The following is a 15,564-nucleotide window of genomic DNA, read 5'->3' on the forward strand; positions in this document are numbered from 1 at the left end:
ACCACAGAATAATCATTCTGTGGTGATGAGTCTGCATATCAAATAATGAGAACCTGCATTGTATGTATTTTATAACAAAATGTGGGGGGAGTCAATATACATAAAGCTGTTTTTTCTCCAATACAATGAGGCCGGGAAGGATAAAATCATGAACCGGCCTTTTCGTCATGGGTATTTTTTCTTTTGAAGTTCCACTCAAAAGTCACAATACCCATTTTTATTTGATTTTCATTTAAACATTGTCATCAAAATACCGCAGAATGATTATTCCGTGGTGGATAAAAATAAGGGGACATGTTAAACAGTGGCTTTCATATGTTGGATGATATTACACATGGAAAGGATGGTCATATGGACACTGGAGTACAGGATGGTTTGATTATTGCGGAGGACGATATCCTGAGAGATGGAGGACAGTATCCGGAATATACCGCCACCATGTTTATCGTGATTGAAAATTATTATAACGGAATCGCAAAAGATTATTTACAGACATTTTATTACGAAGAACCTTTTTACTTTTTTGGGCTTGATAATATGCTGATTCAGCTTGAGAACGTTATGGACATGGCCGGTGTTCCGCGCAAATGCAATGAATACCGATATCTAAGCAAGAATCCGCCTGCGCGGAAACGGGCAAAGGGGACTGAAAAAAGGAACAGTCCTGTACCTCTCCAGCATGTAAGGTTTAACCCTAACAACATATGTTCCGCCAAGAACATTTTCTCCATCAGGGTGTATTCCAGACGGAACGCAAGCATTCAGGGAACCCTGAAGAATTCCAAAGGGCAGATGAATTTCAGAAGCGGTATGGATGTGATCCGTGGGATCCACGGGTGGATGGAAGAGGTAGTGAATGAGGGAGATGAATTCTGATAAGGGATGGGTGGACATACATACCCATATACTGCCGGGGGTTGATGACGGGGCTGGGGACTGGGAGGAAACCATAACCCTGCTGAAGATGGCATATGAGCAGGGGACACGCCATCTGATAGCTACCCCTCATTTTTCGCGCAGACAGGAAGTTGGCCGTTTAAAAGAACTGTGCAGGCGCCTGGAGAGGGAAGCCGGCAGCATTTCCAGTGATTACCATGTAAGCCTGGGGCAGGAGATCATGTATTTTGAGAGTATCCTGGAATACCTGGGCGAGGGAAAGGCCCTGACACTGGCAGGGAGCAGGTATGTGCTGGTGGAGTTTGCACCCGGGGACAGCTTTGGCAGGATAAGCAGGGCAGTCCGTCAATTAGTGCAGGCATCCTATTTTCCGGTAATCGCGCACGTGGAACGTTATCCGTGCCTTGCCCGGGATGAGTTGTTGAAAGAACTGATCGATTATGGTGCATATCTGCAGGTGAATTTTAAAAGCCTTACCGGTGTGTGGATGGACAAAAGACTCCGGTGGTGCAGACGGAATCTGAAAAAAGGGTATATTCATTTCCTGGCAACAGACATGCACAATATAGCGGTCCGTCCCCCTGGAATGCAGGAAGGGATATTGTGGCTGAAACGGAATGCGGGCGAGGAGAAAGCAATCCGGATCCTGCGGGAAAATCCCGAATTTATACTGGCAGACCGGATGCTGCTGTAAGAAAAAAGTGTGGAAAAGGTAACAGTGATGGAAAACAAACTATACGAAGACAGAGATGAAAATGAAATAGAGATTGATGTAATGGAACTGCTGTATGTGTTCAAGAAAAAGGCATGGATCATCATACTGGCCGCAATTGCGGGATGTATGGCGGCGGGCCTTTACAGCGTGATGATATTAAACCCGGTCTATACATCAACATCTATGGTGTACGTTCTGTCTAAGGAGACAACATTGACTTCGCTGGCAGATCTGCAGATCGGCAGCCAGCTGACAAAGGATTACAGTGTCATGATAACCAGCAGGCCGGTACTGGAACAGGTGATCGAAAAGCAGGGCCTGGATCTGACCTATGACCAGCTGAAAGAAAAGATTACGATCACCAACCCCACGGATACCCGTATCCTCAATATGACGGTATCGGATGAAGACCCTGTAAGGGCCAGGGCAATCGTGGACGAGGTGGCCAGGGCCTCATCTGATTACATAGGCGATATTATGGAAATGATACCGCCCAAGATCATAGAAGGCGGTGTAGTCCCGGACAAGCCGGCTTCCCCCAATGTGACAAGGAACGCTGCGCTGGGAGGCATGGCGCTTGCCGTGATATCCTGCGCAATCATAACCCTTCAGGTCATTATGAATGACACCATACGGTCTGAGGATGATGTGTCTAAGTATCTGGGAATCAGTGTCCTGGCCGCCATACCTGATAACGGTGAGGCGGAAAAAGAGCAGCCTATAAAGTTCCGGGGCAGAAAAGAGAGCCGGAAGAAACAGAAACCAGGATATAAGAAAAAAGGCAGGGAGGATTAAGGAATGGGACAGACATTAAGCCTTAAAAATACAGGCAGGAAAGATTACCATTACGAGGAAGCGGTCAAGACGCTCCGCACCAATATCCAGTTCTGCGGAAATAACCTGAAGACCATTATGTTTACAAGTTCATTGCCCAGTGAAGGAAAGAGTGATACGACCTTTGCAGTTGCAGCCTCCTTTGGGAGTATAGGCAAAAAGGTACTGCTGATCGATGGGGACATCCGCAAGTCTGTGATCGTAAAAAGGCATGAGATCCAGGGAAACCCCTGCGGGCTGTCCCAGTATTTAAGCGGACAGAAAACAGCGGAGGAGATCTGTTATGGGACAGATGTGGAGAATCTGGATATTATCCTTGCAGGCCCCTATTCGCCCAACCCATCGGAACTCTTAGAGGATCCCCTGTTTAAGGAACTGCTGGACCGTGCCAGGTTAAAGTATGACTACATTATCATAGATACGCCGCCCATGGCAAACCTTATAGACGGAGCCATTATAGCCAGCCTGTGTGATGGGGCCGTGATCGTTATTAACAGCGGGACCATCAGCTACCATCTGGTGCAGAAAGTAAAAAGCCAGCTGGAAAAAAGCGGGTGCCGTATCCTGGGGGCTGTGCTGAACCGGGTGGGGACGGATTACGATAATGGATACTATAAAAAATATTATGGAAAATATTATGGAAGATACTATGGAAAAACTTACGGCGGAGGGGGCGAGAAATACCAGATCCTGGATGAGGCCAGGTGAAATGAGGCCAGGTGAAATGAGGCCGGACCAGATGAAGCCGGACCAGATGAAGCCGGGCAGGATTCGGAATGAGGATATGGAATGAAACGGATCAGAATAAAACGGAATCAGACCCGCAGCTGGTGGAAGCAGGTATTTACAGCAGCCGGCGTGGTCCTCCTCGCTTTCTTTGTTTACCATACCTGCCAGTTATATCTGGACAGGAAGGCGTCGGCAGAGCAGGCGGCGCAGTGGCGCCAGGACCAGATCGGATCCACTGCAAAGGGCATGGGGGACAGGATCGAGTATGAGGGAAAGACCTACCGGCGCAATACTTATGTAAAGGCCATCCTGTGTATGGGAATAGACAGGACCGGAAGCCTGGGGGAATCCAGGGTAGCGGGACAGGGGGGACAGGCGGACGGAATCTTTCTCATAGCCCAGGACACTGCAAGGGACAGGGTAAAAATCATGATGATCCCCAGGGACACCATGACGGAGATCACTCTGACAGACCTAAGCGGCAATGAACTGGGACAGGGGATACAGCATCTGGCCCTGGCGTATGCCTATGGAGATGGAAGGGAAAAGAGCTGCCAGTACATGGCGGATGCGGTGAGCAGGCTGCTTGACGGGCTTTCCATAGATGGATATATGGCTTTCAGCATGTCGGTCATACCGGTTGTGAATGACGGGGTGGGCGGCGTTGCCGTAACCATAAAGGACAGGGAACTGGAAAAGGCGGATCCTGACTTTATTTATGGAAAGGATCTTACGCTCCGGGGAAAACAGGCTGAAGCCTATATCCGTTACAGGGATACAAAACAGGCTCAAAGCGCAATCGGCCGAACGGAGCGGCAGAAATCCTATATAGAGGGTTTTTTAAAGGCGGCCAGGAAAAAGGCCGGCCGGGATGATGGCTTTGTGCCATGGATCCTGAAAGAAATAGAACCTTACATGATAACAGACATGACAAAGGACAGATATTTGGATATGGCCCTGGCATTTATTGAAAAGGGGCAGGATGTGGGGATAGGCGATATGCTGACACTTCCGGGTAACGCTGTGGAAACGTCAATCTATGATGAGTACTATCCTGACAAGGATCAGATCCGTCCATTGATCCTGGAACTGTTTTACAGACCGGAGGAATAGACGGGTACAAAAAGGGAAAATAAGTATAGCAACAACTACTTATTGATAGAAAGATACAAAATTATGCAATGGAAAGGAAGAGTGAGAACTATGAGAAAAAGAATCACAACAATCGCATTGGTTGCTGCACTGGCTGCATCACAGTCAGTATGCACGTTTGCGGCTAACAGCCCGGGAACAGGCCCGGTGATCAGCGATGGAGGCAGCGATGGAAGCAGTTATGACGCGGGAACCCGCACCAACACAACTGCAAAAACCGGGACTACCACCAACAAGGTACAGTTTGGCGGAGGAGTACAGACCAACAGTAGGGGGCAGGCCGTGGTAGGCGATACGGCTCTGGAACTTGTAAAGGACACTGGCAGCGCTGTTGCCGGACTTCCGGAGAGCGTGGTTAACGCCATCAACGGCATCAACAGCGGGCGTCCGCTGAATGAAGCTGTTCCAGGTGTGGACCTGACCGGGTACAGTGCACTGGTTGGAACCCAGGCAATCGTTACAAAGGATGCCTCAACCAATGCTGAGAAGGCAGGGGCAGTGGAAGTTCCTATGTATATCCCCAACCTGGTTGACGGACTGGGAAATGTACAGGTGCTTTTCTACAATAACTTAACCGGAACCTGGACTGTAATACAGCCAACCAGGATCGATACAGCGTCCAAGATGCTCTATTTTAACATTCCAAACTCAGGTACGGTTTCAGTTATTTACAAACGTTAATGCCAATGCTCTGAGCGGCTGGAAAAAAGGTGGGTATGAAAGTGGCATGTAAAAACAAACTTGTTTTAGAAAAATGTCTGCCCCATAGCAAACGGGTAAGAATGGGGGTCCTCTGGGCCTATGACATGGCAATGGTCTGGATTTGTGCATGCCTGGCTCTGGGGCTTAGATTTGACCTGAACCTGTCGGCCGTCCCGATCCAGTATGCCAGGGAACTGTGGAAGTACGGTTTTCTGCAGATGGCAGTGGTGTCCCTCGTATTTTACGGGGGACACCTGTACGCCATCATGTGGGGAACAGCCGGTATACGGGAAATGGTACTGGTAGGCCTGTCCTGCCTGTCGGCTGCACTGGTGCAGCCGGTTGGGATACTGCTGTTTGATGCACGGATGCCCAGAAGCTATTATGTGCTGTGGTTTGTGCTTATGACGGCAGCGTCCATGTGGGGGCGCAGCAGTTTTCAGGTGATGCAGAGAATCGTAAACAGGCTGAACCGGGCGATGGACAAGGAAGAGCCTCCCCGTGTCATGATCATTGGCGGAGGAAAGGCAGGGACCCTTATTGTCCGGGAGATGAAGGGCAGTGAGAAGATCCACGGCCTGCCTGTGTGCATTGTGGATGACGACAGGGACAAGCAGGGCCGGATGATCGATGGTGTTCCCATAATGGGGACCAGGCAAGACATCGCAAAGCTTGTAAAAGAAAAGGAAATAGATAAGATATACGTTGCCATCCCGGCCGCCGCGCCTGAGCAGATACGAAATATTCTTGGAATATGTCAAAAGACAGGATGCCAGGTTAAGACACTTCCCGGCGTATATCAGCTGATGAACGGCGAGGTGAATATTTCCAGGCTCCGGAAGGTAGAGATCGAGGACCTTTTAGGCAGGGAGCCGGTCCGTACCAATCTGGATGAGATCATGGGCTATGTAAAGGATAAGGTAGTCCTGGTCACCGGGGGCGGTGGTTCCATTGGCAGCGAGCTGTGCAGGCAGCTGGCGGGACACAAGGTAAAACAGCTCATTATATTTGATATATATGAAAATAATGCCTATGAGATCCAGCAGGAACTGAGACGTAAGTACCCGCAGATGGATCTGGTGGTGCTGATCGGTTCCGTGCGCAATACAAACCGTCTGGAATATCTGTTCCGTACATACAGGCCAGACATTGTATATCATGCAGCGGCCCATAAGCATGTGCCTCTGATGGAGGACAGTCCCTGTGAGGCCATTAAAAATAATGTGATGGGAACCTATAAGACAGCCAGGGCAGCCATCAAATATGGGGTAAAACGCTTCATTCTCATTTCCACGGATAAGGCAGTCAATCCCACCAATATTATGGGCGCAAGCAAACGGCTCTGTGAAATGGTTGTGCAGATGAGCAACCAGAAAAGCAGTACGGAGTTTGTTGCGGTCCGCTTTGGAAATGTTCTGGGAAGCAACGGAAGTGTCATCCCGCTGTTTAAAAGACAGATTGAAAGCGGCGGACCGGTAACTGTGACACATAAGGATATCATACGGTACTTTATGACCATACCGGAGGCGGTCAGCCTGGTGATACAGGCAGGAGCCTATGCAAAGGGCGGGGAAATATTTGTCCTGAACATGGGAAATCCGGTCCGGATTCTGGACATGGCCGAGAACCTGATCCGTTTGTCCGGCTATGAGCCGTACAAGGACATTGATATCTGCTTTACCGGACTCAGACCCGGGGAAAAACTGTATGAGGAGCTGCTCATGGATGAAGAAGGTCTCCAGAAGACGGAGAATGAGCGCATTTTCATAGGAAAGCCCATAGAAATGGATTATGACAGGTTTGAGCGGGCGCTTCACCGTTTGGGGGAGGCTGCCAAAAGCGAGACAGGAAACGTACGCCAGCTGGTACATGAACTGGTGCCGGAATACCATTACAAGGGTATGGACTCAGATCTTGCTGCCGCAGAGGCTGCAGCGGGTCGGGAATCCGGTGTTGTGGCTTTGAACGCAGACCGGTTGACCGGGCATAAGAAGGTTGCAATGTATCAATTGGGATTAAAGTAGGATGAAAAGGGTATGAAAGCAGAATTGTCGCTTTGCCGCATTCTGAGGTCATACCTGTTATATTGTTACTCTCAGTGGACAAGGGGACACATGCCGCAGAAGCGCAAATCTGTGGCGCAAAGCCGTGTGTCCCCTTGTCCACTTAGGGTAAGCCTTTTTCTATGGAAAGATTGCCGGATCCTTTGGAGAAACGTAAGGCGGCAGGTCTTGTCCATGGGATGGCGGAGCATGCCCTTTTGAGTGGAACAACAAACCGTGAAATCAATTAGGATTGAGGAACTGAGAACGGATAAAGTCCCTGAAAAGCTGGAGGATATGGGAATGGAAAACTGGTATGCAGTGCAGGTGAGGACCGGAAGGGAAGAGTCTGTTCTGCATTTGATCAAAAAGATTGTGGACAGGACAGTGCTGACAGAATGTTTTATCCCGTACTGTGAACGGATGAAACGCTATCAGGGTGAATGGCATAAGGAGCGGTCTGTTTTATTCCCAGGTTATGTATTCCTCATTACAGAGCGGGTGGATGAATTGTTTCAGGAGTTGAAAAAAATACCGGAATTTACAAAGATCCTTGGAGATGGTGCGGGGTTTATACCTTTAAGGGAGGAAGAAAGGAAAATGCTGACAGATACAGGCGGCCGCGATCATCTGTTTGAAATGTCCCGGGGATACATTGTGGGAGATCAGGTGATTATTACCTCCGGCCCCATTAAGAAAATGGAAGGAAAGATCACATTTATTGACCGACACAAACGGTTTGCTGTTGTGCAGATGGACATGTTCGGAAGAAAAATTGACGTAAAAATAGGACTGGAGATCGTTAGAAAACAATCCAAGGGAGAATATAAACATGGTAACTAATAAATTCTTATCTGACCCAAGATTTCAAGGGATCAAGCCGTTTGAGAGTAAGGTTTGGCTTTCTTCCCCTACTATGCACGGTGATGAGCAGAGATGGGTAGACGAGGCAATCACAACAAACTGGGTGAGTACGGTTGGAGCAAATATAAATGAAGTCGAGTCTGCTGCTGCTGCAAAGGTCGGGCGTGGATATGCTGTTGCACTGTCAGCCGGCACGGCAGCACTCCACCTTGCTGTTAGACTCTGTGCTGAGCGAATCTACGGACAGTCAAAGATAGGCAAAGGTTCCCTGGAAGGACACAAAGTATTCTGTTCTGATATGACCTTTGGCGCAACGGTAAATCCCGTAGCATATGAGGGAGGAGAGGCTGTTTTTATAGATACGGAGTATGATACTTGGAACATGGACCCGGTTGCCCTGGAAAAGGCGTTTGAGATTTACCCGGATGTGAAGCTGGTTGTAACAGCCCATCTGTATGGAACTCCTGGGAAGGTTGATGAGATCAAGGCTATCTGTGAGAAGCATAGAGCGCTGATTGTGGAAGACGCGGCCGAGTCCTTTGGTGCCACATATAAGGGCGTCCAGACCGGTATGTTCGGTACAGAGTCAGTAATTTCCTATAATGGCAACAAAATTGTGACCGGCAGTTCCGGGGGAATGCTTTTGACCGATAGCCTGGAGGATGCAAACAAGGCAAGAAAATGGTCCACACAGAGCCGGGAGGATGCGGCGTGGTATCAACATGAGGAGCTGGGGTTCAACTATCGCATGAGCAATATCATAGCAGGTATTGTTCGCGGACAGCTTCCTTATTTGGAAGAACATATCAGGCAGAAGAAAGCAATTTATAAGAGGTACAAAGAAGGCTTAATCGACCTCCCTGTGGAGATGAATCCCTTTGACGCTGAGAACAGTGTGCCGAACTACTGGCTGAGCTGTCTGACCATTAAAAAGGAAGCAATGTGTCCGCAGGTCCGCGGTGAAAAGGACTCGCTTTATATCAGCGAGCCGGGAAGGTCCTGCCCTGCAGAGATTTTGGAGGCCCTTGCCGCTTTTAACGCAGAGGGCCGTCCGATCTGGAAACCGATGCATATGCAGCCTGTCTACCGAATGCATGGATTTGTTACCAGGTTTGGATCGGGGAGGGCTGGAAGTAACGCCTATATCAAAGAGGAGGATGTGGTGGATGTGGGCGCTGATATTTTTGAGAGAGGACTGTGCCTTCCCAGTGACAACAAGATGACGGCAGAGGAACAGGATGTTGTGATAGATATTATACATAGGTGTTTTGAGTAACAATAAAAAGTTGAAAGATAGGAAGGATTAATGGGGATGAACAAAGATGTTGCCGAGCAAATGGAAATAAGAACAGATATCCCAAAACCACGTAATACAATTTATTCAAAATATATAAAAAGGTTGCTTGACATTCTGCTGAGCGGGATTGCAATCATTGTATTGAGTCCATTGTTAGTGGTTATTTCTATTCTAGAACTGGTGTATCATGGAAAGCCTATTTTTTATATTGATAAGAGGCCAGGAAAAGATGGAAAAATTTTCGGTGTATATAAGTTTCGCTCCATGTCTAATGAGTGTGATAAGAATGGAAAACTTCTTCATCCAAGTAAACGTATTACGCCATTTGGCCGTATATTGAGAAGATATTCTCTAGATGAATTAGCAAGCCTTTTTAATGTGTTTAATGGGACTATGTCAATCATAGGCCCACGTCCATTGATGATTGAATATTTACCACTTTATAATGAGCGTCACAAGTATCGTCATAGTGTTCGCCCTGGACTTGGGTGCTGGAAGATTGGTGGAGATGACAAATTGACTGCGGCGTCCTGGACGTGGAATGTACAGTTTGAGAGCGATATATATTATGTTGAACATGTCAGCTTCCTCCTTGATGTCAAAATGGTATTAAAAACAATTAAGATTATGCTTTCTAAAAGTGAAATGAGAACGAACTCCGATAGGATTAGGTTTAATGGAACAAATCTTAATGAAACACGACCGAGGCATGAAATTATAAAGGAGGAAGCTGAAGTAACGGAAAAAGGGCAATGAGGAAGACATCATTGGGGCATAGGTTGGCAGGAGATTTTAATGTATGTATATAAAAAATAGGTATTTTAAAATATATAAATATGGATTCATCACTTATGGTATTGACAATAACTCGCTGGTTGATCGGTTTTGTGCATTTATTCTTGCAATCAGCTGTATTTTGCAGCATTATAAGGGCTTTTACAAGAATGCTGGTTTTTCTGCTCTTCTTGTAATATCGCCATATATATTGCTAAAGCTGCTGAAGAAAATGGTAAATGGGAAATTTGATTCAAGGTGTCTGTTGGCGATTAGTCCTTTGATGTTGTTCCAGCTTTATAAGACATTTTCTCACGATATAAGCTTTAGCAAACTGTTGTATGGTGCGTTTATGATGGTTTTCTTTTTTGCAATTGCAAGTGGCTGTGTTAATGTTCGGTATTTTGTAAAATCTGCAACACATATAAGCTGCATTGCAGGCGTTTGTTTGATCATACAATACATACTATATTATCTATTGCATTTTCATCTCCAATTTGTCCCCACATCTCTCCTGCTTCCGGAAAGCAGTATATGGATACTTGGGGCTAAAACCGGCTTAATTAATATAACAGGCAGAAGTAATGGTTTTTATAGACCAAGTGCCTTCTTTTTGGAGCCCTCTCATCTATTTATCTACTGCTTCCCTGTCCTGTGCTTGCTTTTATTATCTCCTAATATGAAGCCATGGAGGATGAAGATGGCGTTTATTATTACGGCGGGCATGGTCCTTTCCACATCAGGTATGGGACTTGGTGTGGCAATAGGATTATGGGGGGTGTATTTTGCTTTATATAAAAACGGGAAAAGTGATGAGAATATAGCAAGGATCCGGAATTTGATTTCGCCTAAGAATGTGGGGATTTTAATAGTATTTCTTACTGTGTTGACTGTAATGTATTTTGAGGTGGATATTTTTCGGAATATTGTAATACGGATTTTTAATTCCGGATCAGGCAATCAATCAACGGCGATCAACGGAAGGGTCAGGCTGGCAAGGATGCTGGTCGGAGGCTTGTCAGGTAAGTCATTCATATTTGGAGTGACAGATAATGTCAGTGAGATAGAATTCAATTTGTCAGGATTTTATGCAACGTTGTATAAGTATGGGCTTATTGGGATCTTTCTTTCGTATGCATTTTATGTCCAGGGATTATTTAAGCTAAAAGGAGCATACTTTTGGTTGACTTGTATCATTGTAGTTATTTCCTTTTTTACGGCTCATACACATGGAACCTTTTATATGATGTACTACATTATTGTACTAATGGATGGACACTATGCGTATGATAAGAAATTTCTGAAAAGGTCCATAAAGACCGGGAGTCCATGGAATGAAGGATGGCACATATGAAAACAACTGAGTCAGTGAATACAAAAATATTATTAAAGTCAAGTTTTTGGTATGTGGTATCAAATTTTTTGACGCGGGGTCTAGTCTTTATTACCACACCTATTTTTACCAGACTGATGACAACAAAGCAATATGGGAATTTTTCTGTATTTGCAAGCTGGCAATCCACCTTTCTGATTATCTGTGGTCTGGAAATATACGCGACATTGAATAGGGCAAGATTTGATTACAAAGAGGAAGGGGAACTGGACAGCTACATTACATCCTGTCTGGTCCTGAGTAGTATGATAACAGCTGTTGCGCTGGCGTTATACTTAATTTTTCCGGAATTCTTTCACAGGCTTCTTCTCCTAGACCGGAAGTATATCCTTATTATGTTTGCCTATCTGTTTGCACAACCTGTTTTCTTAATGTTTCAGGCAAAACAGAGAGTTGAATACAAATATAAGCTTAGCTCCGCCATATCCTTTGCATTAGTAGTGGGATCTTCTCTGATAGCAGTGGCTCTGGTGTATTGGCTGGAGGATGACCGGCTGCTTGGCAGGATTATTGGACAGTATGTTCCATATATTATTGCCGGTGTTATATTCTATGTTTTTTTTATAAAAAAAAGTGCAGTCATACGTCTGAAATCCTGGAAATATGCATTGGCCATGGGACTCCCTTTAGTATTTAGTTTTCTTGGAAGTCAGATCCTTTTAAATTCAGACCGGGTGATTGTGCAGCATTTGTGTTCATCGGACGAGGTTGCATGGCTTGTGCTTGCGACAACATGCGCACATATCATGCTGATTTTTGTTCAGTCCCTCAATAATGCCTGGGCGCCATGGTTTTATGATAAACAGGACAATCAGGACTATTTTGCTATCAGAAAGGCATTTCGGGTCTATATGTGTTTTATTCTGTTCTGTACGTTCGGTGTATTAATGATTGGCCCTGAGATTGTAAGGATATTGGGGGGTAAAAGTTATGCGGAATCCGTATATGTTCTTCCCGCAAATATGCTGTGTGGAGTGTTTACGGCTTTGACATCACAATTTGTAAATCTTGAAACATTTTATAAGAAAACACATTATGCAGCAATTCTAACTTCTATTGTAGCAGTTATTAATATTGGTTTGGATATAGTGGGGGTGTTGATGTGGGGATACCGTGCCGCATGTTATGTGACAGTTTTCTGCCAGATCTTATTAATTATGATGCATTATATCATAACCATCAAGATGGATATCAGTAAGATACTTCCTGCAAAAGATTTGGCTGCAGAACTTCTGGTATCTGTAATATTAATTCCGGTTTCGCTGATATTTTATCGGTTCACAGTGATTCGTTGGGGATTTATCATGGTACTCATTCTATGTTCAGGAATTGCAGCTGTAACGAAACGCCAAGAAATACTAGGATTTGTTAAAAGATATAGGAAAGTGTAGTGGCACTGCTACTTAAAATGAGAAAACTGGGAGGAAATGTTTATATGAAAGCCTTTGTGTTGGCAGGGGGCTTGCCTCAAATAACATTAATTAAGGAATTAAAAAAACGCAATATTGCAACAGTACTTGGAGATGGAAGCGAAAACGCCCTTGCACGCCCTTATGCGGATCAGTTTTGCCAAGTCAATATTTTTGATATAGAAGCGGTGAGAAATATTGCTGTTCAGGAAGGCGTTGATTTTCTGATCACCTGCTGTGCGGACCAGGTGCTTTTAGTTGTAGCCCAGGTATCGGAAATGCTGGGGCTTCCTTGCTATCTTGATTATAAGACTGCAAAGATGGTATCTGATAAGGAACTGATGAAAAAGGTTTTTGTTGAGAATAGGGTACCCACATCACAGTATGTTGTAATGAATGAACTGGATCTGTCCCGAATCAGGAATTTGCAATATCCTCTTATTGTTAAACCTGTGGATGCTTATAGCTCTAAAGGGGTGAGAAAAGTGCGGAATATGGAAGAATTGAAATGCGCTTTTGATGATGCAGTGCAGATCAGTCGTACTAAAACTGCATTGGTAGAAGAATTCTTTGCCGGGGAAGAGATTAGTGCAGATATTTTTGTGGTGGATGGAACGGTGCATATTCTGTGCGTTTCCAACAGCGAAAAAATAAGGGATGATGATCGTTTTGTCATCTTCCGCGGCAGGTTTCCAGTGCATGCTTCTCCTAAACTGTTTGCTGAAATCAGGAAAGTTTCTCAACAGATTGCAGATGCTTTTGAGATTGAAAATGCACCTATGCTGGTACAGATGATTACAGACGGAGAGCAAGTGTCTGTTCTAGAATTTTGTGCACGTACTGGAGGGGGAATGAAATACCTGCTTATCAGACATTCTTGTGGGGTTGATGTCATAAAAGCAGTGGTTGATCTAACTATGGGAATTAAGCCGGTTATTGAGGTTTGCACACCTGAGAATAAATATATTGTTAATGACTTCATATATTGCAGGCCTGGCGTTTTTGATCACATGGAAGGGTTTGAGGAACAACTGAAAGAGGGAAACATATCTGATTTTCATTGCTTGAGACCGAGGGGGATGAGGTTTAATGGTATTACAAGCAGTAGTGACCGTGTAGCAGGAGTTACGATACAAGCAGATACCATAGAAGAATTCAACCAAAAACACAGAACGTTTGTAGATTCTGTAAAAGTATTAGATACGGATGGGAATGATATTATGAGGCATGATCTGTTGCCTGAGCTTACAGTATAAACTAATATTAATGCTGTATTTACAAAGGAGTAAGAGGATGAAAAAACTGGTTGTATTAGTATTGTGCCTTGCGAGTTTAAATATGATTTTGGTCGGATGTGCACACAAAGGAAATATATCTGAGAAACATGCAGTTCAAAGTGTTGATGCTACAAGTGCTGTTATGCAGGAAAAAGATGCCCAAGACGCGAACGAAACACTGACGGCTGTAGGTGGGGGGGGGGGCATTCTGATCAAGAGATAGCGGATGTATCGAAACAACCGACTTTGCTGCAAAAAGGAGTAAAAGAGTCGAATGGAATGTTTTATGAAGGGGAGAATGGTAGTTGGCATATTTATGGAATACCTGAAAAAGCCAGTTTTGTATCCCTTTCAGGTGGAAAGAACAGTATCCCGGAGTGGATGGCAACAGGAGAAATTGTATATGTAGAACTTAATTCAGATTCACCAGTGGAGTTGGTTTTCAGGGCTTTTAATGAAGAATATCCAGATGGATTCAGGTTATTGGCAATACAGGAGAGTGCGGTTTATAAGATACCGGATTTGAGCTCTTTTTCCGGGATTGATGTTAGACTACAGGTTTCGAGTGGTGAGGAACATATTGATACGGTTCTAAATCCTAAAATCAGTTTTACATTACCCGATTACGGAAATCCAATGCTAACAATTATTGATGCTGACGGGGGAATCCTCTATCTAAAAGATATTCTTCCTCTCTGTAATGAGATGGGGGTAAGTATTTCAACTGCGGTAACGACTACTCGAATTGGCAGCAGTAGCAAATGGATGACTTGGGAGGATATTAAAACCTGTCATGCTATGGGGGCAGAGGTGTTGTGCCATACCTATTCCCATCCAACCCCCAATGATCTGTTATTGCTATCAGATCTAGAGATTAGGGAAAGGTTGACTACAGCTAGAGATAAGTTGTTAGATGAGGGAATTGAAACCGGAGATATTCTTGTTTATTCATCCAGTACAGGATATGAGATACGCATGTTAAATGCAGCAAGATCTGTATTTAAAGCTGGAATCATTATTGGAGGAAATACGATCAACTCAAAGGATTCGGATCCATATAGACTAAAACGCTATAGGATTGATTTTGCATCCGGTGATGGTGATAAGTCCAGGGAAGATTATGATTTAGAAGATATTAAAAGATATATAGACACAGTATCAGTTTGCGGTGGTTGGGAAATTATGATGTTTCACACTTCAAATACAAAATGGTGTCAGTTGGTGGAAGTGGACACAGATGGGCAGCCTGTATATGACGAAAATAATGAGGTGATTCCATTGTATGATCAGGAAGGAAAACCACTTACTGACAGCGATGGAAGTGAATATGAAAGAACTGTGGGACATCTGGTGTATGTACCAATGCTAAAGGAGGCAATTGAATATGCCAGAAGCAAGGGCGTTGAAATTGTGTCGGCAAAAGATGGCTATGAGGCATATTTCCAGCATTGACCCCCAGTTGACTATTAAGAATAAAAA

The 15,564-nt window shown here is 44.8% G+C and carries 15 protein-coding genes; all 15 read left to right on the forward strand.

Annotated features, from left to right (window positions below):
* The first annotated feature begins 351 nt into the window (after window positions 1-351).
* The 15 genes from CLFS41_RS14550 (at window position 352) to CLFS41_RS14620 (ending at window position 15,537) form a co-directional block, all read left to right on the forward strand.
* The gene (locus CLFS41_RS14550; RefSeq protein WP_082082612.1) at window positions 352-876 is read left to right on the forward strand and encodes a hypothetical protein; all 525 of its coding nucleotides are present in this window, start codon (window positions 352-354) and stop codon (window positions 874-876) included.
* Window positions 857-1,591 carry a CpsB/CapC family capsule biosynthesis tyrosine phosphatase gene (locus CLFS41_RS14555; protein ID WP_007866127.1) on the forward strand — a complete coding sequence of 245 codons (735 nt, stop codon included), beginning with the start codon at window positions 857-859 and terminating at the stop codon, window positions 1,589-1,591. The genes CLFS41_RS14550 and CLFS41_RS14555 overlap by 20 nt, the downstream gene beginning before the upstream one ends.
* A 27-nt stretch (window positions 1,592-1,618) precedes the next feature.
* Entirely contained in the window at window positions 1,619-2,407 is a 789-nt protein-coding gene (locus CLFS41_RS14560) for a Wzz/FepE/Etk N-terminal domain-containing protein (protein WP_045092879.1), read from the forward strand.
* A 3-nt stretch (window positions 2,408-2,410) separates the two neighbouring features.
* Window positions 2,411-3,154, forward strand: a complete 744-nt coding sequence (locus CLFS41_RS14565) for a CpsD/CapB family tyrosine-protein kinase (protein ID WP_007866119.1) — start codon at window positions 2,411-2,413, stop codon at window positions 3,152-3,154.
* Between the two features lie 81 nt (window positions 3,155-3,235).
* A complete protein-coding gene (locus CLFS41_RS14570; RefSeq protein ID WP_045092688.1) occupies window positions 3,236-4,288 on the forward strand; it encodes an LCP family protein in 1,053 nt (350 codons plus the stop codon).
* Window positions 4,289-4,378: 90 nt separating this feature from the next.
* Window positions 4,379-5,008, forward strand: coding sequence for a hypothetical protein (locus CLFS41_RS14575; protein WP_045092689.1), 630 nt, complete (start codon window positions 4,379-4,381; stop codon window positions 5,006-5,008).
* Window positions 5,009-5,109: 101 nt separating this feature from the next.
* Window positions 5,110-7,053, forward strand: coding sequence for a nucleoside-diphosphate sugar epimerase/dehydratase (locus tag CLFS41_RS14580; RefSeq protein WP_045092880.1), 1,944 nt, complete (start codon window positions 5,110-5,112; stop codon window positions 7,051-7,053).
* A gap of 255 nt (window positions 7,054-7,308) precedes the next feature.
* Window positions 7,309-7,914 carry an antiterminator LoaP gene (loaP, locus tag CLFS41_RS14585; protein WP_330376654.1) on the forward strand — a complete coding sequence of 202 codons (606 nt, stop codon included), beginning with the start codon at window positions 7,309-7,311 and terminating at the stop codon, window positions 7,912-7,914.
* Window positions 7,904-9,211: a DegT/DnrJ/EryC1/StrS family aminotransferase gene (locus CLFS41_RS14590; protein WP_045092691.1), complete on the forward strand. Its 1,308-nt coding sequence runs from the start codon at window positions 7,904-7,906 to the stop codon at window positions 9,209-9,211. Before loaP ends, CLFS41_RS14590 begins: the two co-directional genes overlap by 11 nt.
* A gap of 30 nt (window positions 9,212-9,241) precedes the next feature.
* Window positions 9,242-9,988, forward strand: coding sequence for a sugar transferase (locus tag CLFS41_RS14595; RefSeq protein ID WP_052665747.1), 747 nt, complete (start codon window positions 9,242-9,244; stop codon window positions 9,986-9,988).
* Window positions 9,989-10,031: 43 nt separating this feature from the next.
* A complete protein-coding gene (locus CLFS41_RS14600; protein ID WP_045092692.1) occupies window positions 10,032-11,360 on the forward strand; it encodes a hypothetical protein in 1,329 nt (442 codons plus the stop codon).
* Window positions 11,357-12,790: an oligosaccharide flippase family protein gene (locus CLFS41_RS14605; protein WP_045092693.1), complete on the forward strand. Its 1,434-nt coding sequence runs from the start codon at window positions 11,357-11,359 to the stop codon at window positions 12,788-12,790. The genes CLFS41_RS14600 and CLFS41_RS14605 overlap by 4 nt, the downstream gene beginning before the upstream one ends.
* 44 nt (window positions 12,791-12,834) lie before the next feature.
* Complete coding sequence (locus tag CLFS41_RS14610) at window positions 12,835-14,064, forward strand: ATP-grasp domain-containing protein (RefSeq protein ID WP_052665750.1); 1,230 nt, start codon at window positions 12,835-12,837, stop codon at window positions 14,062-14,064.
* 37 nt (window positions 14,065-14,101) lie between these two features.
* Window positions 14,102-14,308 (forward strand): hypothetical protein, encoded by a 207-nt coding sequence (locus CLFS41_RS14615; RefSeq protein ID WP_045092694.1) that lies wholly within the window; start codon window positions 14,102-14,104, stop codon window positions 14,306-14,308.
* Window positions 14,309-14,364: 56 nt separating this feature from the next.
* Window positions 14,365-15,537 (forward strand): polysaccharide deacetylase family protein, encoded by a 1,173-nt coding sequence (locus tag CLFS41_RS14620; protein WP_045092695.1) that lies wholly within the window; start codon window positions 14,365-14,367, stop codon window positions 15,535-15,537.
* Window positions 15,538-15,564: the final 27 nt, after the last annotated feature.

The sequence above is a fragment of the Clostridium sp. FS41 genome, assembly GCF_000954015.1.
Classification (GTDB): Bacteria; Bacillota; Clostridia; order Lachnospirales; family Lachnospiraceae; genus Enterocloster; species Enterocloster citroniae.

Coding starts and splice junctions, on each gene's coding strand:
- CLFS41_RS14565 (WP_007866119.1), top strand. CDS start 2,411: ATGGGACAGACATTAAGCCTTAAAAATACAGGCAGGAAAGATTACCAT.
- CLFS41_RS14620 (WP_045092695.1), top strand. CDS start 14,365: ATGTTTTATGAAGGGGAGAATGGTAGTTGGCATATTTATGGAATACCT.
- CLFS41_RS14550 (WP_082082612.1), top strand. CDS start 352: ATGGACACTGGAGTACAGGATGGTTTGATTATTGCGGAGGACGATATC.
- CLFS41_RS14570 (WP_045092688.1), top strand. CDS start 3,236: ATGAAACGGATCAGAATAAAACGGAATCAGACCCGCAGCTGGTGGAAG.
- CLFS41_RS14580 (WP_045092880.1), top strand. CDS start 5,110: ATGGGGGTCCTCTGGGCCTATGACATGGCAATGGTCTGGATTTGTGCA.
- CLFS41_RS14555 (WP_007866127.1), top strand. CDS start 857: ATGAGGGAGATGAATTCTGATAAGGGATGGGTGGACATACATACCCAT.
- CLFS41_RS14605 (WP_045092693.1), top strand. CDS start 11,357: ATGAAAACAACTGAGTCAGTGAATACAAAAATATTATTAAAGTCAAGT.
- CLFS41_RS14610 (WP_052665750.1), top strand. CDS start 12,835: ATGAAAGCCTTTGTGTTGGCAGGGGGCTTGCCTCAAATAACATTAATT.
- CLFS41_RS14560 (WP_045092879.1), top strand. CDS start 1,619: ATGGAAAACAAACTATACGAAGACAGAGATGAAAATGAAATAGAGATT.
- CLFS41_RS14590 (WP_045092691.1), top strand. CDS start 7,904: ATGGTAACTAATAAATTCTTATCTGACCCAAGATTTCAAGGGATCAAG.
- CLFS41_RS14575 (WP_045092689.1), top strand. CDS start 4,379: ATGAGAAAAAGAATCACAACAATCGCATTGGTTGCTGCACTGGCTGCA.
- CLFS41_RS14600 (WP_045092692.1), top strand. CDS start 10,032: ATGTATATAAAAAATAGGTATTTTAAAATATATAAATATGGATTCATC.
- CLFS41_RS14595 (WP_052665747.1), top strand. CDS start 9,242: ATGGGGATGAACAAAGATGTTGCCGAGCAAATGGAAATAAGAACAGAT.
- CLFS41_RS14615 (WP_045092694.1), top strand. CDS start 14,102: ATGAAAAAACTGGTTGTATTAGTATTGTGCCTTGCGAGTTTAAATATG.